Source organism: Roseitalea sp. MMSF_3546 (assembly GCF_030732865.1).
Taxonomy (GTDB): Bacteria; Pseudomonadota; Alphaproteobacteria; order Rhizobiales; family Rhizobiaceae; genus Roseitalea.
Map to the genome: position 1 here is coordinate 66,149 of NZ_JASHKB010000002.1, position 24,863 is coordinate 91,011.

Sequence of the window (24,863 nt, forward strand, 5' to 3'; positions counted from 1 at the left end):
TGGCCGTTGCACTGTTCATTCCGGCGTGCTGGCCGTTTCCGCCGGTTTGTTTGCGGCCCTCCGCGCGGCCCCGATCTGCTCGTCGAACAGATCCATCGTGCCGACCCAGAGGATCACCGCTTCCCGTTCGGTGTGGTTCCAGAGGCTGTGGCGCCGCGTGGAGGGGTAATGCACGCTGTCGCCGGCATTGAGCACGACGACCTCGCCGTCGATCTCGGAGGTGATGGCACCTTCGAGCACGAAGTGAAGTTCCTCGCCCTCATGGGCGATCGGCTCGGACCGGTGACCCGGCGGCATGTGAATGATCACCGAATGCATCTGCTGGCGGGCAAAGGAGGCCGAGACGCGCTCATAGGCGATCTGGTGGCCCTCGATACGGTAGAACTGGCGCCGCTGCTGGCGCGTGTGGCTGGCATCGGCGCGCGGCTGTTCCAGGAAGGTCGAGATCTGGGTGCCGAGCACGCGCGAGATCGAGACCAGCGAGGACAGCGACGGCGCGGTCAGCCCGCGCTCGACCTGGGAAATGAAACCGGCCGAAAGGCCCGCGCCGTCGGCCACCTCCTTCAGGGTCAGCGACAGCGCCTTGCGTCGCCGGCGCAGCCGCTGGCCCAGCGGGGCCTGACCGTCCCTGTCCGTCGCGGGTTCGGCGCGCTTCGATGGCGTCAAGGGGGCAGGCTCGCTGTCCACCCTTACCTCCCCAGGCTTTTAGTATTTGTAAAAACGATGACGGCCATCAGACAGGGAGTCAAGCCGAACTTTATCAATACTAAAACGCCCTGGGAGCGGCCCGCGCCGGCATGCGCACGCGCCGTTGAAGATGTGGCTCAGGCGCCGGGGTCCTTGACCGCTTCCATGGAGACATAGGTGGAGGTGTTGGCGACATGGGGCAGCGCCGAGATGCGCTCGCCGAGCACGCGGCGATAGGCGGCGATGTCGCCGGTACGCACCTTGAGCAGATAGTCGAAGGGGCCGGCGATCATGTGGCACTGCTCGACCTCGGCGATCTCGCCCACCGCGGCGTTGAAGGCGCCGAGCGCGGCCTCGGTGGTGTCGTTCAGCTTGACCTCGACGAAGGCGACATGCTCCAGGCCGACCTTGCGCGGGTCGATGACGGCGCGGAAGCCGCGAATGACGCCGCTTTCGACCAGGCGCCGGACGCGGATCTGGCAGGGCGTCTTGGAAAGGCCCACCTTGCGGGCAAGCGTGGTGATCGCCATGCGGCCGTCGCGGCCCAGTTCGGCGACGATGCGACGGTCGATGCGATCCAGATTGGCTATGGTGTCGCCCATGGCAGGATGATCGTCCGAATTTCGAGGCTACTTTGGTTCATATGGCATTTCAAGTTGATTGCAAGGGGCTGAAAGCCTGCATCGCCCGCGATAGTCTGGCCCCGTCGAACCTGTGATGAGGCCCGCATGGACCCGCTGAACCCGCTGCGTGCGCAGATCGCGCGCGATCATCTTGCCGATGAAGACACCGTTCTGGCGCGCATGAAGGCGCGCGCGGCGATCGACGCGGATCTGCGCCGGCGGGCGGTGGCACGGGCCACCGCGCTGGTCGGCGATATCCGCAGGATGGACCGGCCGGGCATGATGGAGGTCTTCCTGGCCGAATACGGGCTTTCGACCGATGAGGGCATCGCGCTGATGTGCCTGGCCGAGAGCCTGTTGCGCGTTCCGGACGCCGAGACCATGGACGCGCTGATCGAGGACAAGATCGCGCCGTCGCAATGGGGCACCCATCTGGGCAGGTCGGCCTCCTCGCTCGTCAACGCCTCGACCTGGGCGCTGATGCTGACGGGCAATGTGCTGCGCGAGCCGCCACGGGGCGGCTTCGCCGGCGTCATGCGCGGCGCCGTCAAGCGGCTGGGCGAGCCGGTGATCCGCACCGCGGTGCGCCAGGCGATCCGCGAGTTGGGCCGGCAGTTCGTGCTCGGGCGCACGATCGACGAGGCGATGGAGCGCGCCGACGCACACCAGGCCAGTGGCTTTGCCTATTCCTACGACATGCTGGGCGAGGCGGCGCTGACCGCACGGGATGCGCAGGGCTATCATGACGCCTATGCCGGCGCGATCGCGGCCATCGCGAAGGCTGCGACCCATGACGATGTCGACCGCAATCCGGGCATCTCGATCAAGCTTTCGGCGCTGCATCCGCGCTACGAGGAGCCGCAGCGCGCGCGCGTGATGGACGAACTCGTGCCGCGCGTCGTCGAACTGGCGCGCATGGCGGCCGGGGCCGGCATCGGGCTGAACATCGATGCCGAGGAGGCCGATCGGCTGGAATTGTCGCTCGATGTCATCGAACGGGTGATCGCCGATCCGGCGCTTTCGGGTTGGGACGGGTTCGGCGTGGTGGTGCAGGCCTATGGCAAGCGCGCGATGGGCGTGATCGACTGGCTGCACGCGCTCGCGGATCGCCATGACCGGCGCGTCATGGTGCGGCTCGTCAAGGGCGCCTATTGGGACACCGAGATCAAGCGCGCCCAGGTGGCGGGCCTTGCCGGCTTTCCGGTCTTCACCCGCAAGCCGGCGACCGATGTCGCCTATCTGACCTGCGCCCGGCACATGCTCGGGCTGACCGACCGCATCTATCCGCAATTTGCCACCCACAATGCCCATTCGGTCGCCGCGATCCTGGAAATGGGCGCGCCGCGAAACGCCTATGAGTTCCAGCGCCTGCACGGCATGGGCGAGAGCCTGCATGCGCGGGTGATGCAGACCGAGGGGACGCGCTGCCGCATCTATGCGCCGGTTGGCGCCCATCGCGACCTGCTGGCCTATCTGGTACGCCGGCTGCTGGAGAACGGGGCGAACAGCTCGCTCGTCAACCAGATCGTCGACGAGGCGATCCCGCCCGAGACGGTCGCCGCCGACCCGTTCGACGCGCTCGCCCGGGCGCCCGCCCGGCCGGTCGCGGCGCCGGCTGACATCTTCCGGCCCGAACGGGCCAATTCGAAGGGGTTCGATCTGACCGACCGCGCCGATATCGCCGCGATCGAGGCCGCGCGTGCGCCTTTCGCCGAGGCGACATGGCGCGCCGCGCCGCTCATCGCCCAGGGGTGCCCCGATGAGGGACGCAAGACGGTGACCGTCGTCAATCCGGCGCGGCCGGACGATACCGTCGGTACCGTTGCCGAGGCGAGCATGGCCGATATCGAGGCGGCGCTGGGCGGCGCGCGTGCGTGGCGGGCGCCGGTGAGCGAGCGCGCCGCAACGCTCGAGGGCGTCGCCGACCTCTACGAGGCCCGTTTCGGCGAACTGTTCGCCATCGCCACGCGTGAAGCGGGCAAGATCACCGAGGACGGCATCGCCGAGCTGCGCGAGGCGGCCGATTTTCTGCGCTACTACGCCGCGCAGGCGCGCGATGCGGGCGACGGCGAGCCGTGCGGCACGTTTGCCTGCATCTCGCCATGGAACTTTCCACTCGCGATCTTCACCGGGCAGATCGCCGCCGCGCTCGCCGCCGGCAATGCGGTGATCGCCAAGCCGGCCGAAGCGACCGCGCTGATGGCGCACCGCGCCGTCGAACTCATGCACGAGGCCGGCGTGCCGCGCGCGGCGCTGCAATTGCTGCCCGGCACGGGCGGCACGGTGGGCGCCGCCATCACATCGGACCCGCGCATCGACGGCGTGTGCTTCACCGGTTCGACGGCTACGGCGCAGGCGATCCATCGCGCCATGGCCGCCGACATCGCGCCCGCCGCGCCGCTGATCGCCGAAACCGGCGGTATCAATGCGATGATCGTCGATTCGACGGCGCTGCCCGAACAGGCGATCACCGACATCGTCACCTCGGCGTTTCGGTCGGCCGGCCAGCGGTGCTCGGCGCTGCGCGTGCTCTATGTGCAGGAGGACATAGCCGAGCCGTTCCTGACGATGCTGTACGGCGCCATGGACGAACTCGCCGTCGGGGACCCGTGGCGGCTTTCCACCGATGTCGGCCCGGTGATCGACGCCAAGGCGCGCGCCGGGATCGGCGGCTATGTCGATGAGGCCCAAGCCCAGGGACGGCTGCTGAAGCGGCTCGACGCGCCGCAGAGCGGCCATTTCGTCGGGCCATCGGTGATCGCCGTCAGCGGCATCGAAGAGGTGACCCGCGAGGTGTTCGGCCCGGTGCTGCATGTGGCGACCTTCAGGGCCGAAGCGCTCGATGCCGTGATCGATGCCGTCAATGCGGCCGGCTACGGGCTCACCTTCGGGCTGCATTCGCGCATCGACGACCGGGTCGAAACGGTCGCGCGCCGCGTGCGGGCGGGCAACATCTATGTCAACCGCAACCAGATCGGCGCCATTGTCGGCTCGCAGCCCTTTGGCGGAGAGGGGCTTTCGGGCACCGGCCCCAAGGCGGGCGGGCCGCTCTATCTGCCGCGTTTCGTCAAACGGCCGTTGCCGGCCCGGCCCGCCGCCGAAGGCCGGCCGGCCGACCGCGCAAAGGTGCAGGCGGCGATCACGCGCCTGCGCGCCGAGATCGATGGCACTCCGCGCGAGACGCGCGACCTGCCCGGGCCGACGGGCGAATCGAACCGCTGGTCGATCTATGCGCGCGGGCTGGTGCTGTGCCTTGGACCAACGCTCGACGACGGCCAGGCGCAAGCCCGCCAGGCGATGGCGGCCGGCTGCGCCGCGCTGATCGTCGCGCCGGGCGCCTGCGGGGCGAACGTGATCGACGGCGTGCTCGATCCGGGCGAACTGGACCGGCTCGACGGGTTCGATGCGATCGCCTATTGGGGCGATGAAGCGGCGGCGCGTCGCATCCGGCGGGCGCTGGCGGCGCGCGACGGTCCGATCCTGCCGCTTCTGGTCGCCGATCCGATCGGCCGGCTGTGCCTGATCGAACGGCACATCTGCATCGACACGACGGCCGCCGGCGGCAATGCCGCGCTGCTGGCACAGATGAGCTGACGGCGCCGGGCTGCGCGCCGCTTCATGCAGCAACGCGATGCAGGAAGCGAAAGTCATTGCCGAACCGGCAACACGGTTTGCGAAACTCGGCGCTTCACGCCCGCCGATGCCGCGCTAATATCGGGCCAGTGCCGCTTGGGAGGGTAGATGGCCTATATCATCGCGGATCCGTGCATCGACGAGAAGGATGCCTCGTGCACGCTTGCCTGCCCGGTCGACTGCATCTATGAAGGCGGGCGGATGTTCTACATCCAGCCCGACGAATGCATCAATTGCGGGCTGTGCCTTTCCATCTGTCCGGTCGACGCCATCCATTACGACATCGACATGCCCGCCGAACTCAAGCCGTTCGAAACCGCCAATCGCCAGTTCTTCGGCCCCGAGGTGACCGGCTGGGGCGAGCCGGGCGGCTGGGACGCGGCCCACACGACCGACAAGGACCACCCGCTGGTCGCCAACTGGCCGGCGCGCGCGCCGGCGAAAGCCTGAACCGGAACCCCCATGACCGCTGCACGACCCTCCGGCGTGATCGCCGCCATAGTCACGCCCATCGACGCCGCCGGCGCCCCCGATGCCGAGCGCTTCGTGCGCCATGCGCGCTGGCTGATGGCCAATGGCTGTGACGGGCTGAACGTTCTGGGCACGACCGGCGAGGCCACCTCGTTTTCCGCCGACCAGCGCCGCGCCCTGATGACGGCGGCCGCCGAGGCGATGCCCGATGCGCCGATGATGGTCGGCACGGGCTGCCCGGACCTGCCCACGACCATCGCGCTGACGCGCCATGCCCATGCCGCCGGCTTTGCCGCGGCGCTGGTGCTGCCGCCCTATTACTACAAGGGTGTCGGCGATGACGGGCTTTTCGCCTTCTTCGCCGCGCTGGTGGCGGCGACGGCGAACGCGCCGATCCCGATCTATCTTTACAACTTTCCGCAGATGACGGGCCTGCGCTTTTCGCCCGAACTTGTCGGTCGGTTGGCCGACGAGTTTTCCGGCCGCATCGTCGGCGCCAAGGACAGTTCGGGCGATCTGGACTATGCGGCGGAACTCGCCCGGATCGACGGCTTTGACGTGTTTCCCAGCGACGAGGGCTCGCTTTCGCAGGCGCGAGCGCGCGGCTTTGCCGGCTGCATTTCGGCAACGGTCAACCTGTCGGCGCCGCTGGCAGGCGCGCTGTGGCGTGCGCCTGACGATGCCGCCATGGCCGAACGGGTCCGGGCCGCGCGGGCCGGGATCGCCGCCCAGCCGCTGGTGCCGGCGGTCAAGCAGCTTGTCGGCGAGCTGCACGGCGATGAGGCCTATGCCGTGCCGCTGCCGCCCTTCGTGCGCCTGACCGAAGAGCAGAAAAGCAAGTTGCCTGACTTGGCCTCGATGGCGGTCTGACAGCCCTCAGGGGTGACCGATTGCCCGATAGTGGGCGCGCACGATCCGGGCAATCCGCGCCGCCTCGGTGCGTTTGCCGTCGAAACCGGCGCTGCGGGCACGGGCCTGCGACGCCAGTTCCTGGCGCGCGGCCGGAAAGTCGACGGTCCGCAGCCGGCCGCCCTCGACGATCGCCCGGCCGGCAACGACAAGGTCTGTTACATGCTCGGCGCGCATGCGGCCAAGAAGGCGCGCTTGCGGCGTCTGCCGTTCGTCGAACAGGGCATCGCGGGCGAGCGCCGGCCAGTCGACGGCAACAACGTCCGCGCCCGGCGGGGCGCCGATGATCGCCGGGCCGGTCTGGCTCGCCGCGGTGAAGATATCGGCGGGCGCGATGGCCGGCGACAGGCCGTTTCCATTGTGCAGCACGGCGAACAGGCGCATTTCGCGCCAGATGTCCTGATCGTCGTCCAGGCCCGTGCCGTCGAGCCCGACGGCCCATGGCATGCCGCCATCGACCGCCATGTCGGGCAGTATGCCGGAGCGCAGGCGCAGATTGGCCGATGGGTTGGTGGCAAGCCGCACGCCGCGCTCGGCAAGGCGCTCGATCTCCGGCGGCCGCAACTGGACGCCATGGGCGATGGTCAGCCGGTCCGACAGAAAGCCGATCTCGTCGAGATAGGCGACGATGCCTTGCGGAAACCGCGCATCGAGATGGGTGCGCTGGCGCGGGCTTTCGAGCAGGTGCATGTGGATGCGCCGCCCGCTCAGCGCCGAGGCGTCCGCGATCGCCTCCAGCAGCGCGTTCGAGCACCATTGCGGGCCGATCGGGCCGAACTGGATGTCGACCAGCGGGCCGGTGTTCTGCCTGGCGATGTGCTCGACCGTGGCGATCTGCTCGCTGACCGGCGGCGGGCGTGGAGCGCGTTCCGAGAGCCAGGCGATGTCGGCGTCGGGCACCGTGCCGGCGAGCGCGTCGATGCCGCCATAGACGAAGGGCGAGGCATCGAGCAGCGGGCATGACAGCCCGAGCCGGATTCCCACCGTCCGGGCCGCGGCGATGACGGCGGCGGCCTCCTCTGGCAGGCGCTCGAGGTTGAGCGAATTGTGGCAATGCATGGTGCCGGCGCAGCCGGCAAGCGCCATGCGGCAAAAGGCGACCAGCGCCTCCAGGCCTGGATCGGTCGGCGGCCGCAGGCGCAGATGCGCGATCCACGGTTCGAGCGCGTCGTCATGGGCGCCGAAGTCGAGCGTGCGGATGCCATAGCCATGGTCGTGGGCATTGATCGGCGCGGGCAGGGCAAGCCGGCCGTCGCTTGCCGCACCGTGCGGCAGCGGATGAACGGCGATGTCGCCATCGGCGCAATGGAGGCGGACGCGGCGATGGGGCGTGCGTGCCGGTTCGGCGAGCCAGCTATCGACGTCGAGCGTGACGGTCATCACGCCGGTCCCGGGCGCCGACGCGTCGTCAGCGACATGTCGAGGCGACGTCGTTCAGGCCGGCGCACAGATGGTCGATCATCGCCTCGGTGGCGTGGGTCGCGCGGCGGCGTCGCGGCACCAGAATGCCCATCTTCAGCCCGCCCAGACGCGTGCCCTTGAGCGGCACGCCGACGATCTTGCCCTCGCGGATCTCACGCGCCATGCCGAGCGGGGTGTAGAAGGCAACGCCGACGCCGGCCATGATCAGCGGCTTGATCATGTTGAGATTGTTGGACGCGACCAGCACGCGGCCGGTGCGCTGAAGCATGGACAGCTCGATATCGATGAACGAACGGATCGGCTCGGTGTCCAGTTGCAGGAACAGGTTGAACTGGGCGCATTCGGTCAGCGTCACCGCCTCGGCGCGCGCGAGCCGATGATTGCTGGCGACCATCGCCATCAGCGGCATCGGCACGGCGCCGATGAAATCGAGATCCTGCGAGCGCGCCAGGTCGAAGGTGATGCCGATATCGGCCTCGCCCTCGGCGACGTGGTGGACGATGCGACCATGGGCGGCGCTGCGCACCTGGAAGTCGACATTGGGATTGCGGGCGTGGAAGGCGAGCAACTGATCGGGGATGAAGTCGACCAGCAGGCTGTCGAGCGTGGCGATCTTGACCGTGCCGGTCTTGTGGCCGCGCAGGGCGCCCAGATCGCTCTTGAGGATCTCGTAGTCGTTGAGCGTGCGTTCGGCGTGTTCCATCGCCGCGCGGCCGGCGGAGGTCAGCTTGAGCCCGGCCGGCAACCGCTCGAAAAGCGGCATGCCGAGGTCCTCTTCCATCTTCATGATCTGGCGGCTGATGGCCGAGGCGGCGACGTGAAGTTCCTCGGAGGCCTTGCGGATCGAGCCGGCGCGCGCGACTGCAACGAAATAGCGCAGAACCGCGGCGTGCATCATGGCTCTACCTCGCGGGACATCCTGGCGTCATCCTGGCGTCTGTTGCGCATCACCGCGCGGGCTCGCAGATAGGTTGTCCAAATCAATGACTTCGCGTATTAAAATGCATATGCAACGAATCCGCAAGCTCACCGGCCGCGCCAGACCGGGGCGCGCTTTTCAAGGAATGCCCTGACGCCTTCGTCGGCATCCTCGCTGCGAAGGGCGGCGACCACTGCGGGCATCTTCAGCGCCTGGGCCTCGGCCGGCGGCAGATGGGCGGTGCGGTTGACTGTCTGCTTGATGGCGCGCAGCGACAGCGGCGCCATGGCGAGCAGGTCGTCGAGCCAGGCATCGACCGTCGCGTCCAGTTCGCCGGCGGGCGCGACCTGGTTGACAAGCCCGAAGCGGGCCATCTCGTCGGCGCCGAGGCGGCGGCCGGTGAGCATGACACCCATCGCCTGATTGTGCGGGATCTTGCGCTGCAGCAGCACCATGCCGCCATCGAGCGGCATGCGCCCGACGCGGCCTTCGGGCAGGCCGAACCCGGCGTGGGCGGCTGCGATGACGATGTCGCAGCCCAGCACCATTTCGAAACCGCCGCCCAGCGCGTAGCCGTTGACGCGGGCGATCACCGGAACGTCGAGGCTGTTGCGAAAGGCGATGCCGCCAAAGCCGTTGGGGCGCGAGGCGGCCCAGTATTCAAGGCCCGACAGCGAGGTGTCCTTCATGTCCGCGCCGACCGAGAACGCCTTTTCGCCGGCGCCCGTGAGCACGGCGCAGGCGACGTCGTTGCGCGCTTCAAGATCGGACCAGATGCGCTCCAGCTCGGCCTCGGCGGCCCGGTCGATGGCGTTCATCCGCTCGGGCCGGTCGATGGTGATCCGCGCCACGCGGTCGGCGATGTCGTAGTGAATGCTCACGCCACGCGTGCTTTCCTGTTCGCGAGGGCCGTCTTGTAGACATCGTTGTGCTCGCCGAGCCTGGGCGGCGTCTGGCGCACCGCGAGCGGGGCCGCCGACATCTCGATCGGGCTGGCGATCAGGCGGACCGGGCCGGCATCGGTTCGCCCGGCGTCGACGATCATCTTGTTGACGGCGGTCTGCTCGTCCGCGAGCGCTTCGGCCATGGTGCGCACGGGCGCGCACAGGATGTCGACGGCCTCGAGCCGTTCGAGCCAGTGCTCGCGGCTGGCCCTGGCGAACTCGCGCCGGAAGATTGCCTGCAGATCGGCGCGATGGGCGGCCTGGCTGTCGAAATCGGCATAGCGCGGGTCTTGGGACAGATCGCCGATGCCGAGCGCCTGGCAGATGTCGCGCAGCGGGTTGGGCTTGAACGCGCCGACCATCACGAACGGGCCGGTGGTCGTCTCGAACACGCCGGTGAGCGGGAAGGCGGCCCAGTTCAGATCCTTGCCGCGCATCAGGTGTGCGGCCGCCTCCTGCATCTGCAGGGCGAGCATGGAATTGTAAAGGCTCACCGAGATCACCTGGCCTTCGCCAGTCTTCTGGCGCTGCAGGATGGCCAGCAGAATGCCCTGAACCATGTGCATGCCGGCGGTGTAGTCGCAAAGCGGGGTCGGATAGATTGTCACCGGCAGGTCGGGGTCGGCGCGCCGGTCCATCAGGCCGGTCATGGCCTGGGCGAGAATGTCCTGGCCGCCCTTGTGCCGGTTGGGGCCCTCGAGCCCGAAACCGGTGCCCACGGCAAAGATGATGGCCTTGTTGCGCGCCTTCAGCTCGTCATAGCCAAGGCCCATGCGCTCCATCACGCCGGGGCGGAAATTGGAGACGACGACATCGGCGGTGTCGATCAGATCGAGGACGAGCGCGCGGTCGCTCTCGTCCTTCAGATTGAGCGTGATCGACTTCTTGTTGCGGTTGAGCGAGCAGAAGACCGGGTTGTTGAGGCCGTCGGGATCCTCGCCCAGCGACCAGCGCGACAGGTCGCCGATCTTCTGCTTTTCGATCTTGATCACCTCGGCGCCGTAATCGGCGAGCACCTGGGTGCAACTCGGCCCGAGCATGACCTGGGTGAAGTCGATGACGCGGATGCCGTCAAGCGGGAGCGGGTTCATTCGGCGGCCTCCGGAAAGCTGGCATTGGCAGAGGGTCGGTCGCCGGGATCGGCGCCCTGGGCGCGCATCCGGCGCTGGATGGCGGTGTGGTCGACCTGCCGGACGCTCGTGCCGGCATCGAGCGCGAGCGCGGCGGCGATGCCGACCGCTTCGCCCTGGGCCATGCAGGGCGGGATCTCGCGGCTGGTCTTCTGCGCCTGGGGCGTTGCCGAATAGTGGCGGCCGGCGACGAGCAACTGATCGACCTCGCGCGGCAACAGGGCGCGATAGGGTGTGTAATAGTCGCGGCCGCGGCACACGGTGTCCTCGAAATAGCGGCGCTGCATGACGTCCTCCTTGGTGACGACATACTCGCCCTCGAGAAGGCGCGTCGTGCGCACGCCGGTCTGCGGCGCGAAATCGACGATGTAGGCGTTCTCAAAGCCGGGCATGTTCTGCCGGGCGAAGTCGAGCAGGCGGTCGATGCGGGCGCGGCCCTCGAGCTCGGCGGCGGTGAGGTCGGCGACATGCAGGCCGTTGAGCTTGGGCATGTGCGGGCAGTTCAGCCAGACCACGCCCGGCAGCGGCGTCTTCAGCCACCAATAGGCCCAACTGCCGCCGATGATGCGCTTGGCTTCGTGGTCGAGCTTGTTGAAGGTCTCTGGCTCGCCGAACTGGAACTCCTCGGCCTTGTCGGTGTCGACGCCGCCCCAGCGCGAGACGGTGGTCAGGATGAAGGAGGCTTCCTGGAAGGCGGCGCCGGCCGAGGCGGCGACGTCGAGGTCGCCGGTCGTGTCGATGACGACATCGCCCATGATCGCCTGGCGCCCCTGCTTGGTCTGGCAGATGACGCCGCGGATCGCGCCATCGTCGACGATGGTGTCGGCGAACCAGCTGTGCAGGCGCAGCTTGACCCTGGCATCGCCGGTCATGGCATAGGCGGCGCGCTTGTAGCCGTCCGGGTCGAAGGCGGCGGCATAGCAGATCGGATGCGGCATCTTCTGGGTGTGGAAGTCGAACAGGCCCCAGCGGGCGTATTTGCGCCACATCTCGGGCAGGTCGCGCCGATCGGGCATGCGGTCGGGCTCGTCGGGCGTTACGCACAGGTCCATCGACTTCATGCGGTCGATCATCTCGGCGCAAAGGCCCGTCACCGTGATCTCGGTGTCGTTGTGCATGTCGTCGAGGATGAGCACCATGCCGCCCGAGGCGAGGCCGCCCAGATAGGGGTAGCGCTCGAGCAGGGTGACGGTGGCGCCGTTGCGGGCGGCGGAGATGGCCGCCGAAATGCCGGCCGGGCCGCCGCCGACCACGACAACGTCGGAGCGGTCGACGATGGGCGTGTGGCGGCCCTGTTCCGTGATGGTGTCGGATGCCATGGCGATCCCTTCCCTAAACCGTGTTTGTTCTCGTTGCCGGCCGTGTCAGTGGACGGCCGGGGTCTTCCAGCGGATCAGGCGCCGTTCGGCGACGGTGACCAGCGAAAACAGCAGCACCGCAAGGAGCGCTGCGGTGAAGACCGTCGCGTAAAGAAGCGGCGAGCGGAAATTGTAGGTCGCCTCGATGATCAGCGCGCCCAGGCCGAAGCTGGAGCCGATCCATTCGGCGACGATGGCGCCGATCACGCAGGTCGTGCTGGCGATCTTGAGCGCGGCGAACAGGAAGGGCAGCGAGCTCTGCACGCGCACCTTCCAGAAGATCTCGGCGTTGGACGCCGAAAGCACGCGCATCAGATCGAGCGTTGCCGGCGATACCGCGCGCAGGCCGCGCACCATGTTCACGAGCGTCGGAAAGAAGCAGATCAGCGCGGCGATGATGATCTTGGGCGCATAGCCGTTGCCGAAGATCAGCACCAGGATCGGGGCGACGGCGATGATCGGAATGGTGTTGACGAAGACGGCGATCGGAAAGAAGGCGCGCTCGGCGGTGCGGCTGTGCACGAAGACGACCGCCAGCAGGATCGCGACCAGGTTGCCGAAGAAGAAGCCGAGGATCGCCTCCATGAAGGTGGGCCAGAAATTGGTCCACAAGGTGCCGGCATTGTCGCGGAAGGCGCCGAGTACATCGACCGGGCCGGGCGCAATGTAGGTGGGCACCGAAAAACCCCAGACGATGCCCTGCCACAGCGCGAGCAGGCCGATGACGGCGGCCAGCGGCGGCCACTTGGCGGCGATGACGTCGAAGAACCTGGGATAGGGCGTCGTGGCCGGAACGCTGCCGGCGCTGGTGTCGGTCATCAGCACGCCTCCAGCTGCTTGCGCAGATGCGCGGTGATCTCGATGAATTCCATCGTGTCGCGGATGGCAAGGCGGCGCGGCTCGGGCAGGTCGATGGACAGGAATTCGCGCACCCGGCCCGGATGGGCGGCGAGCGTCAGCACGTTCTGACCCAGAAACGCCGCCTCGGGGATGGAATGGGTGACGAACAGGATCGTCGTGCCGGTCTCGCGCCAGATCCGCAAAAGCTCCTCATTGAGCTTGTCGCGGGTGATCTCGTCGAGCGCGCCGAAGGGTTCGTCCATCAGCAGGATCTTCGGTCTGGTGACCAGCGCGCGGGCGATCGCGACGCGCTGGCGCATGCCACCGGACAGTTCGTCCGGCAGCGCGTTCTCCCGGCCGCGCAAGCCGACAAGCGCAAGCAGGTCGGCGGGGTCGGCATGGGCGTCGCCGCCGCCGCCCACCTCGAGCGGCAGACGCACATTGTCGATGGCGCTGCGCCAGGGCAGAAGCGTTGCGTCCTGAAAGACGAAGGAAAAATTGCGGTCGCGCCGCGCGTCATGGGGCGTGCGGCCGTGCACGTCGATGGACCCCGCCGAGATCGGCACCAGATCGGCGATGGCGCGCAGAAGGGTCGACTTGCCGCAGCCGGACGGGCCGAGGATGGTCACGAACGAGCCCTCGGCGATGTCGACGCAGACGTCCTTGAGCGCGGAGACCCTTCCGGGCCCCTCGCCGAAGGTGACGTCGACGCCGGCCACCCGGATTGCCGGCGCCGTCGCCGATCGCGGAGCGGGCGCGGCATGTGCCGCGTCCGGCTCCATGGCGGCGATGGCCATTACCCGACCTCTTTGCGGATGTCCTCGGTCATTTCGAGGATCTTCAAGGTCATGACGTCGTCGACCGAGGGCACCTCGCCCTTGAACTGGTCGAGATCGGCGTATTGCCGGATCTGCCGCTCCCAGTTCTCGCGGTTCATCGCGGCCCAGCCGTTCTCGGCGGTGTTCTCGTTGAAGGAGAATTCGAGCACGCCCTGGATCGCTTCGAGCTCGCTGGCCTTGTCGAGATTGGGATAGGCCTCGACGAGCGCGTCGACCGCCGCCTCGGGGTTCTCGCGGGCAAAGCCCCAGCCGCGGGCCGAGCCGCGCATGAAGGCGGCGATGGGCTCGGCGTCGTTGTCCAGCGTCTCGTCGGTGGCGTAATAGACATTGGCATAAAGCTGGATGCCGGTGTCCCACAGCATCAGGTCGACGCGATCATCGCCAATCACCTTGAGCGCGTTGGTGTTGGTCAGCCAGCCGGTGACGGCCTGGGCCTGGCCGGTCATGAGCTGGTTCATGTCCGAGCCCATATTGACGATCTCGACATCGTCCTCGGAGATGTCGTTGGCGGCGAGAAGCGCGCGCAGCAGGATGAAGGCGGTCGGCTGGGTGGCGATGGTCTTGCCGACCATGTCGGCCGGCTCGCGAATGGGGTCGGCTTCCAGCGAGAAATAGGTGAAGGGATGCTTCTGATAGCCCGCCGCAAACGCCTTGACCGGAATGCCGGCCGAACGGGCCAGCATGACGGACGGGCTCGACGACAACTGGCCGAGCGTTGACCGGCCGGCGGCCACGCCGGCAACACCGTCGACGTTCGGCCCGCCTGGCACGATCTCCAGGTTCACGCCTTCCTCTTCGTAGTATCCGTTCTTCTGGGCGACGACCTCGCCGGTGATGCCGTTGGAAGCCAGCCATCCCAACTGCATGGTTACCGTGCTCTGGGCGCCGGCGCGCCGGACGCCGATCAGGCTGGTCGTGGCCGCCGCGGCCAGTGTGGCGCCCGATGCGGCGAGAAATCGGCGCTTGGTCAGCAGGTGGTTCATGGCAGTTCTCCCTTTGGCGGACGGCCGGACATCGCATTCTGGCCGCCAATTCACTCCCTGGACGGAATGGTTCCCCAAAACCGTAGCGGGAATAAAGCGCAAAGTTTCGGTCGCCGCGTTGCTGAAATGCGAACGATATTGCCGATCGTGCTGCTCGACCGGCATCGCCGGCGAGCCGGCGGAGGCGTCCGCCCGGGCTGCGGGGATGGCGGTCATGGTACCCGCTTTTGGTCCGGATCGCCAGACGGACATGCGTCGCGCCAGACGCGCCGCCGCGCGCGCCGGCGCTGCGGACCGCCGGCCGGATCGTCCCGTCATGAAAATGTGAAAGCGCCGGCCGGGACCGGCCATTGACTCCCGATTTGAACCGCGCTTAGAACATATCATGAACATTAAGGTGCTCGACCATGACAGTCTCCAGGCGCGCCTTGGAGTGGCCGAACCGCATGCGCCCACGGCGATGCTGCACGAGGTCTTTGCCGAAAGCCGCGACGGGGCGGGCCTGGGCTTCGTGTTCGCCATGGCCGGGCGGAAGGCGCGGGCCGGCCGGCCGATCCTGTGGGTGCAGGAGCGCATGGCGCTTCTTGAAGGCGGGGTTCCCAGCGTGCGCGGGCTTGCCGGCTGGACCGTGCCGGACGGGCTCATCCGGGTGCGCGCGCGCAACGGGACCGATCTTCTGTGGGCGATGGAGGAAGGGCTGAGATGCCAAAACCTGTCGGCGGTGATCGGCGAGATCTGGGGCGAGGCGCAGGCGCTCGACTTCACCGCGACGCGCCGGCTTGCCATGCGCGCCAGGGCGAACGGCGTGCCGGCCTATCTGCTGCGCGTGGCCGCTTCGCCCGGGCTCAGCGCGGCCGGCGAGCGCTGGCGCATCAAGGCATTGCCCTCGACCGTTCACCCCTACAACCGCAAGGCGCCGGGCGATCCGCGCTGGGCGCTGGAGATGTTCCGCGCGCGCTGGCAGCGGCCGGGTGCATGGGTGGGGCGGTATGACCGGGCGGCGCATCGTCTCGATCTATCTGCCCGGGCTGGCGATGGAGCGGTGGCGGATCATCAACGCAACGCCGCCCGCACCGGATGAGGCGCCCATCGTGCTGGCGCGCACCGCTCCGCACGGTCCGGTGGTCCATGCGGCGAACGCGGCGGCCGAGGGGGTCGGCGTCCGAGCCGGCGCGCGGGTCGTCGACATGCACGCCCTGTGTCCGCATTTGCGGGTTTTCGACGCCGATCCGCAGGGCGATCGGCAGGCGCTCGACCGGCTGGTGATGTGGGCCCGGCGCTGGTGCCCGTGGAGCGCGGCCGATGGCGAGACCGGCCTGGTGCTCGACACCACCGGTTCGGACCATCTGTGGGGCGGCGAGGCGGCGATGCTGAAGGCGATGAAGACCGACCTTGCCGGCATCGGCCTTGGCGCGCGGCCGGCCCTGGCGCCAAGCCGGGGCGCGGCCTGGGCGCTGGCGCGCTATGGGCCGGAGGCGGCCATCGTGGCAACGCAGGATGACATTTTCGACGCGCTGGCGCCGCTGCCGGTCGAGGCGCTGCGGCTCGACGGCGAGACGGTGCTGGTGTTGCGCCGGCTCGGACTGAAGACCATCGGCGCGCTGGCCGAGGTTCCGCGCCTGGCGCTGGCACGGCGGTTTTCCGGCGCGCTGTCGTCGCTGGAAGCGCCGCTCAGGCGGCTCGACCAGGCCTTTGGCCGGCGTGCCGAGCCGGTGGTCAGCGCCGCCGAGCCCGAGCGCTTTCGCGCACTTGTCAGGCTGGCCGAACCGGTGGTCGATGTGGCACCGTTCCTGCCCGGGCTGGCCGACGATCTTTGCGCCCGTCTTGGCGCGCGCGGCATGGGCGCGCGGCGGCTGACGCTGATGGCCTTCCGCGTGGATGGCGATGTCGGGGTGACGGCGATCGCCATGTCGCGGCCGAGCCGGGCACCGCGCCATTTCGCCCGGCTGTTCGACGGCCGGCTCGACGGGCTCGATCCCGGCTTCGGCTTCGATGCGATCGCGCTGGAGGCCGATCGCGTCGAACCGCTTCATGCCGCGCAGGCGCGGTTCGAGGGCGGCGAGGACGGGCAGATCGCGCTCGGCTTTCTGATCGACCGGCTGGTGGCACGCTTCGGCCATGAGGCGGTGACGCGGCCGGGCCTGCGCGAAAGCCACATGCCCGAGCGCGCCGAGTTCTGGGCGCCGGCGCTTGCGGGCACGGCGAACGCGCTCGAACCTGTGTCCGCGCCCGAGCGGCCGCTGCGGCTTCTGACCCATCCCGAGGAGATCGGCGTCGTCTATTCGGTGCCCGACGGACCGCCGGCGCGCTTCATCTGGCGCCGGCTCGACCACCGCGTGGTGCGCTATGAGGGGCCCGAGCGGATCGCGCCGGAATGGTGGCGCGAGCGTTCGAATGCGCGACTGCGCGATTATTACCGCATCGAGGACGACCAGGGGCGGCGCTACTGGCTGTTCCGCGAGGGTTTGCTGGGCGATGGCCGCGGCGGACCGCCGCGCTGGTTCATGCACGGGCTGTTTCCGTAAATGCCCGAAGCGCCGCTCACACCCAAACGCCGCACGCTGAGCGAGGAGACCGGCTTTGCACCCAACCCACCGAGCGCCTTCGTCGAGCTGGGGCTCGTCTCCTGCTTTTCGTTCCTGCGCGGGGCGTCCGAGGCGGTCGATCTGACCGCCACCGCCTCCCGGCTCGGCTACGACGCCATCGGCATCGCCGACTGGAACACCATGGCCGGCGTGGTGCGCTTTCACACCGAGGCCGGGACCGCAAGGATCCGCCCGATCATCGGCGCGCGCGTGGTGCTCGCCGATGGCGCGGCATTCCTGGCCTATCCAGCCGATCGGGCGGCCTATGGCCGGCTGTGCCGGCTGCTCTCCAAGGGCAAGATGGCCGATCTCGATGGCGACTGGCAGCAAAAGGGGGTGTGCGATCTGACGCTCGACGATCTTGCCGCGCATCAGGAAGGGATCGTGCTGATCGCGCTGCCGGGCGACGATCTTGACCAATTCGCCGCGCGCCTGCCGGCTTTCGCGCGTGTCCTGCCGGCGATGACCCACATCGCGGCGAGCTATCTCTACCGGGGCGATGACCGGGCACGCATTGCGCGGCTCGACCGGCTTGCGCGGACCCATGGCCGGACGATCGTCGCGACCAACGATGTGCACTATCACGCGCCCGAACGCCGGCCGTTGCAGGACGTGATGACCTGCATCCGCGAGAAGACCAGGATCGAAGAAGCCGGCTTCTTGCTGCACGCCAACGCCGAACGGCACCTGAAATCGCCACAGGCGATGATCGCGCTGTTCGCCGACTGGCCCGATGCCATCGCCGAAAGCCGCAAGATCGCCGAGCGCTGCACCTTTTCGCTCGAGGAACTGCGCTATGAATATCCGCGCGAGACCGTGCCGGGCGGACGCACGCCGCAGCAATGGCTCGAGGAACTGACCGAAAGGGGCGCCAGATGGCGCTATCGGGAGGGCGTGCCCGACAAGGTGCGCGCGCAGATCGATCACGAACTGAGGCTGATCGAAAAGCTCGACATCGCGCGCTACTTCCTGACCGTGCGCGACGTGGTCGAGTTCGCGCGCGGTCTGGACCCGCCGATCCTGTGCCAGGGGCGCGGCTCGGCGGCCAATTCGGCGGTGTGCTACGTGCTCGGCATTACCGCGGTCGACCCTTCCGTGCACGACCTTCTGTTCGAGCGCTTCGTTTCCGAAGAGCGCAAGGAACCGCCCGATATCGACGTCGATTTCGAGCATGAGCGGCGCGAGGAGGTGATCCAGCACATCTATGAAAAATACGGACGCGAGCGCGCCGGGCTGTGCGCCACGGTGATCCATTACCGGCCGCGCTCGGCGGTGCGCGAGGTGGGCAAGGTGATGGGCCTGTCCGAGGATGTCACCTCGGCCATGGCGCGCACCATCTGGGGAAGCTGGGGCGAGGGCGTCGACGATGCGAAGCTGCGCGAGGCCGGGCTCGACCCGGACGATGCCATGCTGCGCCGCGTGGTGACGCTGACCGACCAGCTCATCGGCCTGCCGCGACACCTGTCGCAGCATGTGGGCGGCTTCGTGCTGACCGAGAACCCGCTGGTCGAGACCGTGCCGGTCGGCAATGGCGCCATGGCCGACCGCAGCTTCATCGAATGGGACAAGGACGACATCGACGCGCTGGGCATATTGAAGATCGATGTTCTGGCGCTGGGCATGCTGACCTGCATCCGCAAATGCTTCGAGCTGATCGGCGCCCATTACGGGCGCGAGCTGACGCTCGCCAGCCTCGAGCCGACCGACGAGAAAGTCTACGACATGCTGTGCCGGGGGGATTCGGTCGGCGTTTTCCAGGTCGAAAGCCGGGCGCAGATGAACATGCTGCCGCGCCTGCGTCCGCGCTGCTTCTACGACCTGGTCATCGAAGTGGCGATCGTGCGGCCCGGGCCGATCCAGGGCGACATGGTGCATCCCTATCTGCGCCGTCGCTCGGGTGCGCAGGACGTGTTCTATCCCTCGCCGACGCCCGAGCATGGTCCGCCCGACGAACTCGAGCGCATTCTCAAGCGCACGCTCGGCGTGCCGATCTTCCAGGAGCAGGCAATGAAGATCGCCATGGTGGCGGCGAGGTTTTCGCCGTTGGAGGCCAACAAGTTGCGCAAGGCGATGGCGACGTTCCGTTCGCGCGGGCAGATGAGCGACCACAAGGAGAAGATGGTCGGCCGCATGGTGGAGCGCGGTTACGACCCCGAATTCGCCGCGCGCTGCTTCTCGCAGATCGAGGGGTTCGGCGAATACGGCTTTCCCGAAAGCCACGCGGCGAGCTTTGCGCTGCTCGTCTACGTGTCGAGCTGGATCAAGTGCCATTATCCGGACGTGTTCGCCTGCGGGCTGCTGAACTCGCAGCCCATGGGCTTTTACGCGCCCGCGCAGATCGTGCGCGACGCGCGCGAGCATGGTGTCGAGGTGCGCCCGCCCGATGTCAATTTCAGCCAATGGGACAACACGCTCGAGCCGGTCGGGCCGCGCCGGCATGCGCTCAGGCTCGGCTTTCGGCAGGTGGACGGGCTGGCCCGCGCCGAGGCAGACAGGCTGGTGGCGGCGCGCGAGGCGCCCTATGCCGACATCGCCGATCTGCGGGCGCGATCGCATATGGGCGTGGGCGCGATCGGAAAGCTGGCGGCGGCCGACGCCTTCCGCTCGATGGGGCTGGACCGGCGCCAGGCGCTGTGGGACGCGCGCGCGCTCAAGCCGGCGCCCGACCTGCCGCTGTTTGCCGCAGCGCGCGTGCGCGATGAGGGCGCCGAGGCGCCGGGCATGCTGCCCACGATGCCGGTCAGCGAGCATGTGGTGGCCGATTACCAGACGCTGCGCCTGTCGCTGAAGGCGCACCCGCTGTCCTTCCTGCGCGAGGGACTGACGAAGAAACGCTTCATCGCCGCGCACACGCTGGCGAGTTGCCGCAACGGGCAGAGCGTGGCGATGGCGGGGCTGGTGCTGGTGCGTCAGCGGCCGGGCAGCGCCAGGGGCGTGTGCTTCATCACCATCGAGGATGAAACCGGTGTTGCCAATCTGGTGGTCTGGCCCAAGGTGATGGCACGGTTCCGCCCGGTCATCATGGGCGCGCGGCTGATGGCGGTGCGCGGGCCGATCCAGAAGGACACCCAATCGGGCGTCATCCATGTCGTCGCCCGGCATCTGGAGGATCGCACGGCGGACCTGGCGCAGCTTTCAAGGGAGGCCTTCACCAGCGACTATGCGCGCGCCGACGAGGTGATCAAGCCGATCCCCTCGCGCGGCGAGCGCCATCCGCGCGATGTCCGGGTGATCCCGAAATCGCGCGACTTTCACTGACCGGCCGTCGCCGCGCAACGCGGCGACGGCGCGGCCTCGTCACGCCGCCTTGCGGGCCTCGCCCTCGCCATCGAGCGCGGTCCATTGCAGACCGCCCGCATAGCGGTGGGAGACCGCGCCCGTCTCGTCGATGGCGAACAGGAACAGCCAGCCATTGTCGAGCAGGTCGCGCACATTGGCCTGCCTTTCGATGACCGCGTTCATCGCCGCGATCGGCGCCTCGATCATAACGTTGAGCCGCAGCGGCTCGTGGATGAACTTCTCGCCGTCATGGATCGACTGCATGGGCAGGCCGGTGCGCAGGTCGCCGCCATTGCCCTCGAGCACGCCGAGCGTGCCGACGACATTGTGCAGCACCTTGTTGCCGCTGCCAAAGACACGGTTGTCGACGGTCGAGCAGTAATATTGCAGCGAGATCCAGCTTGCGACGACCATGGGCGCGGTCATGATCAGCTCGAGCACGGAAAAGCCCTCGTCCCCTTGCCAGTCATAGCTGTGCAGGAAGGACCGGCCGCCCAGATCGCGCCCGGCGGTGCGTGCCCGCGGGGCGGCGATGAAGGCGGCGCAGCCGGCAAGGCCCCATTCGGGCCGCACCTGGCTCCAGTCGCGGCTGCGGTGCAGCACCTGCGCATCGACGGGCCGGCCGGCCTGCAGGTTCAGCAGCGCGGCGCGCTCGGCCCGCGTCGCCCCGCCGGCCTGGGCCAGCCAGGCGCGGAGCCGGTCGACGTCCTCGCGATGGGTCGCCGGCACCTGATCGGCATCGAAGATCTCGACATCGTCGGTGGTCGTGTCGTGCAGCGCGCCCAGGAACCATGTGTCTTCGGGCACGGCGATGCCGCGTTCGGCAAGGCCGATCCGCACCGCCGGATCGTTGAGGATGGCGGCGGCGACGCGCGCATTGGCTTCGCCGGTGTGGCCGCCGCAGGCGCCGCAATCAAGACCCGAGGCGTGCGGATTGTTGACCGTGGTCGAGCCATGGCCGGCCAGCAGGACCAGCCGGGCGAACTCGCCGGTCATCGACATCGCCTTGAGCACGCCCTGGGCCATGTCGACGCGCGTTTCGTCGGTGAAGCCGGTTGGCCGGCCGGCATGCTCGCGCGGGGTGATGCGCGGGCCGAGCCGGCTGCGGACATCGGTAGCGATGCCGTCCGTGTCCGGATGCGGAACCGGCCGGGTGCTGCCCAGCGCGTCGGTGACCAGCTTGCCGGCATAGGTCAGTCCGAGCGTCTCGACGAATGCAAAGGAGGACACCGCCGCCAGCTTGAACGATTTCCAGGCCCGGCCGGCCCGGCGGCGCAGAAGACGCAGGCCGAGGATCTCGGTCTGCTCGTCCTCGCTTGCGGCCCTGACCTCCTCGCAGACGGTGAATTGCGGCGTCAGCAGCACCGGGCATTGCGCGCCGCCCCGGCGATGGCCGAGCGGCACATACTCGATGGGAAAGCCGAAGAAGCCGGCAAAGCCGATCGTCTCGATTTCGGGCGAGGTGGTCTCCAGCGCGCGGCGGAAGACCTCCGAGCGCACGTCGATGCAGAATGCGGCCTGCACCGCCTTGCGTGCCGGTGCGGGGCTCTGGGCCGGCGCGGCCATGCGGGCCAGCAATTGGCGCTGCCAGGCCTTGTCGAAGGCCGACTGGAGGACACAGTCGATGGCGATGTCGGCGGAGGCTGCGCCCGCCATGGTGTAGGCGCCCCTGGCCGCCCGCCAGCTTGCGGCAAAGGCCGCATCGGCCTTCAGGCAGCCGAAGATCGCCGCCTCCCAGGCCAGGCGAACGGCGAGGAACTCGACCAGCGTGTGGTTTTCGCGGCCATGAAGCTCGCTCTCCCAGACCTGGTAGCGCAGATAGGCCGACCAGCCGCCGACCGACATCAGAAGGCGGTGGAAATACGCGTCGAGCGCGTCCTCGCCGAGGCCGAGCCGTTCGGCGCAAGCGGCGATGGCGCCGTGGGCGTCTTCGGGCAGGGCGGCGATCTGCGCGCGGAAGCCGGAAAGCCCCATGATCTCGGGCGTGCGGTCGATCTGCGCCTCCAGCCGAAAGGCACCGAAGGCGGACCGGTGCCTGAAGGGCGATGTCCAGGCGGCCTGGCCCTCGTCGAAATGGCCGGCGGCCCAGGCGGCGACGCGTTCGACGGCAAGGCGCGCCCAGTCGGTGCCGGTGTGGCTGGCAGCGACGTCGGCCACCGTCGGATGCGCGGCGACGGTCTCGGCCGGCTTCGCGGTTGCGCCCTTCAGCTCCTCGACCGTTGCCGGCAACCCCGGAGCCGGCCCGGCTTCGGCGAGCGCGGCGGCGAGGTCGCCATCGGTGATGCGTCCGTCGGCGATCGCCGCCGCATAGAAGCCGCGCTCCATCGTCATGGCCGCGCCGGCATTGCGCGCCATGATCTGGGCGGCATCGGCAAAGCCGTGGTCGGACAGGCCGAGGAACGGATTGACCGCGACGAAGTGCTTGAGCGGCCAGAGCGGCGCGATCTTCCTGGTTGCGGTCTCGGCGGCGCCGATGATCGCGGCTTGGCTGGCGGTCATGGAAAGGTCCGATCGGGTCTGGTTGGCGGAAACGTGGATGTTCATCTGTCCGGCTCCATCACGAGGGGTTTGCGGCCGAGTGCCGGTAGGCGCCGGTCAGCCGGTTCATCAGGGCGTTGACGTAAAGTCCGTTCGACAGGTGCACGCGGGCCTGGCGCCACAGCGGCAGCGTGGCGCGCGAGGGCCCCAGGATCTGGGCGATGGTCACCAGGCCGAAGGAGGCGATGACCAGCGCGATGATCGCGATGTCGATCGGGCCGGCGGGCGCCGGGGTCGGCACGACCGATGCGAGCAGCGCGGTCGCGCCGGCCTGCAGCGCGAAATAGGCGACCGTGACACCGGCGGCGGCGGCGGCCGTGCGGCCGATGACATAGCCATTGGTGGTGCCGGCCATGGCCTGCGCCATCATCAGCGTCACGCCCATGATCAGGATCGCGCCCAGTGCAATCACCGCGAGCGAGCCGCCGCCGGCCAGCCCGACCAGATAGGCGATGCCGCCATAAAGCGCCAGCGCGGTGGCGAGCGCGGCGAACAGGTCGGCGGCGCGCGGCCGCGCCTTCTCCGGCACCCATGAGGCGCGGGCGATCTCGACCACCGAGCCCGAGGACAGGAAGGCATGGGCCTTGTAGAGCGAGTGAGCGACGATGTGGAGCACGGCCAGCGCGAAGGCGCCAAGCCCGCATTGCAGGATCATGAAGCCCATCTGGGCCACCGTCGACCAGGCCAGCGAGACCTTGATCGAGGTCTGGGTGAGCATGACCACAGCGCCGAAAAGGGCGGTGAAGCCGCCGACCAGCGCCAGAAGGTGCAGCGAGGCGGCCGACAGCACCATGACGTCGGCAAAGCGCACAATCAGAAACCCGCCGGCATTGACGATCCCGGCATGCAGGAGCGCGGAGACGGGCGTGGGCGTTTCCATCACCTCGGGCAGCCAGCCATGCACGGGGAACTGCGCCGACTGCATCAGCGCGGCGAGCGCGATCAGGAAGGCGGCGGCGACGATGGAGGCGCTGGCCGTGCCGGCGCTCGCCGCAGCGGCGATGGCGGCGAGGTCGGCGGTGCCGAAGGCGTTCGCCAGCAGCAAGGCGGCCAGGACCAGCGCACCATCGCCGATACGCGCGACGATGAACTGCTTGCGCGCGGCGGCGATGGCGGCCGGCCGGTCGGCATAGAACAACAGGAGCTGGCGCAGCGCCAGCCCGGTGACGATCCAGGCGAGGACGAGCTGGAACAGATTGCCCGACAGCACCAGCAGCATGACCGCGCCAAGGGTCAGGCACAGCCCGCCGAAGAAGGTGCCCTGCCGGTCGTCGCCATCCATGTAGTTGCGGCTGTACTGGATGACGATGGCGCCGATGAAGCTGACCAGCAGGAAGATGATCGCCGTCAGCGCGTCGAGCCGCACCGAAAGCCCGAGACCGGCGACGCCGATGAGCGTCGAGGTGACCGGGCCGGCGGCGGCGACCGCAAGCGCCACGACAATCGCGACGGAAAGCGTGGCAAGGCTGACCCAGCGACTTGCGGCCAGAACCGCGTGCGGGCGCAGACCGGGCCGGCGGCGCGCGTGAAGCCATACGGCCATGTGGGCCAGCGGGGCGAGCAATACGAACAGGGCGAGCGTCGGTGACATGGCGGGTCGTCCTCCGGTCTGTGAATGAGCCGGCGACGAGCCCTATCAGCGGCCTATCAATGCATCAAATTCATTGATTGCAAACAATCGTTATACAAAATAGAACGAATGC

The 24,863-nt window shown here is 68.5% G+C and carries 18 protein-coding genes; 6 read left to right on the top strand and 12 right to left on the bottom strand.

Features of this window, described 5'->3' with window-relative positions:
- Window positions 1–15: 15 nt before the first annotated feature.
- On the bottom strand, window positions 16–666 hold the full coding sequence (locus tag RBB34_RS02180; RefSeq protein ID WP_306117551.1) for a cupin domain-containing protein: 651 nt from the start codon (window positions 664–666) through the stop codon (window positions 16–18).
- Between the two features lie 158 nt (window positions 667–824).
- Window positions 825–1,289, bottom strand: a complete 465-nt coding sequence (locus RBB34_RS02185; protein WP_306117552.1) for an Lrp/AsnC ligand binding domain-containing protein — start codon at window positions 1,287–1,289, stop codon at window positions 825–827.
- A 126-nt stretch (window positions 1,290–1,415) separates the two neighbouring features.
- Here RBB34_RS02185 and putA point away from each other — a divergent pair, with 126 nt between their 5' ends.
- The 3 genes from putA (at window position 1,416) to RBB34_RS02200 (ending at window position 6,284) form a co-directional block, all read left to right on the top strand.
- Window positions 1,416–4,904, top strand: coding sequence for a bifunctional proline dehydrogenase/L-glutamate gamma-semialdehyde dehydrogenase PutA (gene putA, locus RBB34_RS02190; RefSeq protein WP_306117553.1), 3,489 nt, complete (start codon window positions 1,416–1,418; stop codon window positions 4,902–4,904).
- Between the two features lie 147 nt (window positions 4,905–5,051).
- Window positions 5,052–5,393, top strand: coding sequence for a ferredoxin (gene fdxA, locus RBB34_RS02195; protein ID WP_306117554.1), 342 nt, complete (start codon window positions 5,052–5,054; stop codon window positions 5,391–5,393).
- Between the two features lie 12 nt (window positions 5,394–5,405).
- Window positions 5,406–6,284: a dihydrodipicolinate synthase family protein gene (locus RBB34_RS02200; RefSeq protein ID WP_306117555.1), complete on the top strand. Its 879-nt coding sequence runs from the start codon at window positions 5,406–5,408 to the stop codon at window positions 6,282–6,284.
- A 6-nt stretch (window positions 6,285–6,290) separates the two neighbouring features.
- On the opposite strand, the gene RBB34_RS02205 is transcribed toward RBB34_RS02200, so the two are convergent.
- From RBB34_RS02205 to RBB34_RS02240, 8 genes are all read right to left on the bottom strand, one after another.
- Window positions 6,291–7,703 (bottom strand): amidohydrolase family protein, encoded by a 1,413-nt coding sequence (locus RBB34_RS02205; protein ID WP_306117556.1) that lies wholly within the window; start codon window positions 7,701–7,703, stop codon window positions 6,291–6,293.
- Between the two features lie 28 nt (window positions 7,704–7,731).
- Window positions 7,732–8,643: a LysR family transcriptional regulator gene (locus RBB34_RS02210; protein ID WP_306117557.1), complete on the bottom strand. Its 912-nt coding sequence runs from the start codon at window positions 8,641–8,643 to the stop codon at window positions 7,732–7,734.
- A gap of 128 nt (window positions 8,644–8,771) precedes the next feature.
- A complete protein-coding gene (locus RBB34_RS02215; RefSeq protein WP_306117558.1) occupies window positions 8,772–9,545 on the bottom strand; it encodes an enoyl-CoA hydratase-related protein in 774 nt (257 codons plus the stop codon).
- Complete coding sequence (locus RBB34_RS02220; protein ID WP_306117559.1) at window positions 9,542–10,699, bottom strand: CoA transferase; 1,158 nt, start codon at window positions 10,697–10,699, stop codon at window positions 9,542–9,544. The genes RBB34_RS02215 and RBB34_RS02220 overlap by 4 nt, the downstream gene beginning before the upstream one ends.
- The gene (locus RBB34_RS02225) at window positions 10,696–12,057 is read right to left on the bottom strand and encodes an FAD-dependent oxidoreductase (RefSeq protein WP_306117560.1); all 1,362 of its coding nucleotides are present in this window, start codon (window positions 12,055–12,057) and stop codon (window positions 10,696–10,698) included. Before RBB34_RS02225 ends, RBB34_RS02220 begins: the two co-directional genes overlap by 4 nt.
- Window positions 12,058–12,102: 45 nt before the next feature.
- A complete protein-coding gene (locus tag RBB34_RS02230) occupies window positions 12,103–12,915 on the bottom strand; it encodes an ABC transporter permease (RefSeq protein ID WP_306117561.1) in 813 nt (270 codons plus the stop codon).
- Window positions 12,915–13,718, bottom strand: a complete 804-nt coding sequence (locus RBB34_RS02235) for an ABC transporter ATP-binding protein (RefSeq protein WP_306117809.1) — start codon at window positions 13,716–13,718, stop codon at window positions 12,915–12,917. Before RBB34_RS02235 ends, RBB34_RS02230 begins: the two co-directional genes overlap by 1 nt.
- A gap of 14 nt (window positions 13,719–13,732) precedes the next feature.
- Entirely contained in the window at window positions 13,733–14,758 is a 1,026-nt protein-coding gene (locus tag RBB34_RS02240; protein WP_306117562.1) for an ABC transporter substrate-binding protein, read from the bottom strand.
- 385 nt (window positions 14,759–15,143) lie between these two features.
- Here RBB34_RS02240 and RBB34_RS02245 point away from each other — a divergent pair, with 385 nt between their 5' ends.
- The 3 genes from RBB34_RS02245 to RBB34_RS02255 are packed head-to-tail and all read left to right on the top strand — an operon-like array spanning window position 15,144 to window position 20,601.
- Entirely contained in the window at window positions 15,144–15,839 is a 696-nt protein-coding gene (locus tag RBB34_RS02245) for a hypothetical protein (protein ID WP_306117563.1), read from the top strand.
- On the top strand, window positions 15,748–17,283 hold the full coding sequence (locus RBB34_RS02250) for a DNA polymerase Y family protein (protein WP_306117564.1): 1,536 nt from the start codon (window positions 15,748–15,750) through the stop codon (window positions 17,281–17,283). Before RBB34_RS02245 ends, RBB34_RS02250 begins: the two co-directional genes overlap by 92 nt.
- Complete coding sequence (locus RBB34_RS02255) at window positions 17,284–20,601, top strand: error-prone DNA polymerase (RefSeq protein ID WP_306117565.1); 3,318 nt, start codon at window positions 17,284–17,286, stop codon at window positions 20,599–20,601.
- Between the two features lie 39 nt (window positions 20,602–20,640).
- On the opposite strand, the gene RBB34_RS02260 is transcribed toward RBB34_RS02255, so the two are convergent.
- Both RBB34_RS02260 and RBB34_RS02265 read right to left on the bottom strand, forming a co-directional pair.
- Window positions 20,641–23,166, bottom strand: coding sequence for a DUF2309 domain-containing protein (locus RBB34_RS02260; protein ID WP_306117566.1), 2,526 nt, complete (start codon window positions 23,164–23,166; stop codon window positions 20,641–20,643).
- Between the two features lie 13 nt (window positions 23,167–23,179).
- A complete protein-coding gene (locus RBB34_RS02265) occupies window positions 23,180–24,751 on the bottom strand; it encodes an NADH-quinone oxidoreductase subunit L (RefSeq protein WP_306117567.1) in 1,572 nt (523 codons plus the stop codon).
- Between the last annotated feature and the right edge of the window lie 112 nt (window positions 24,752–24,863).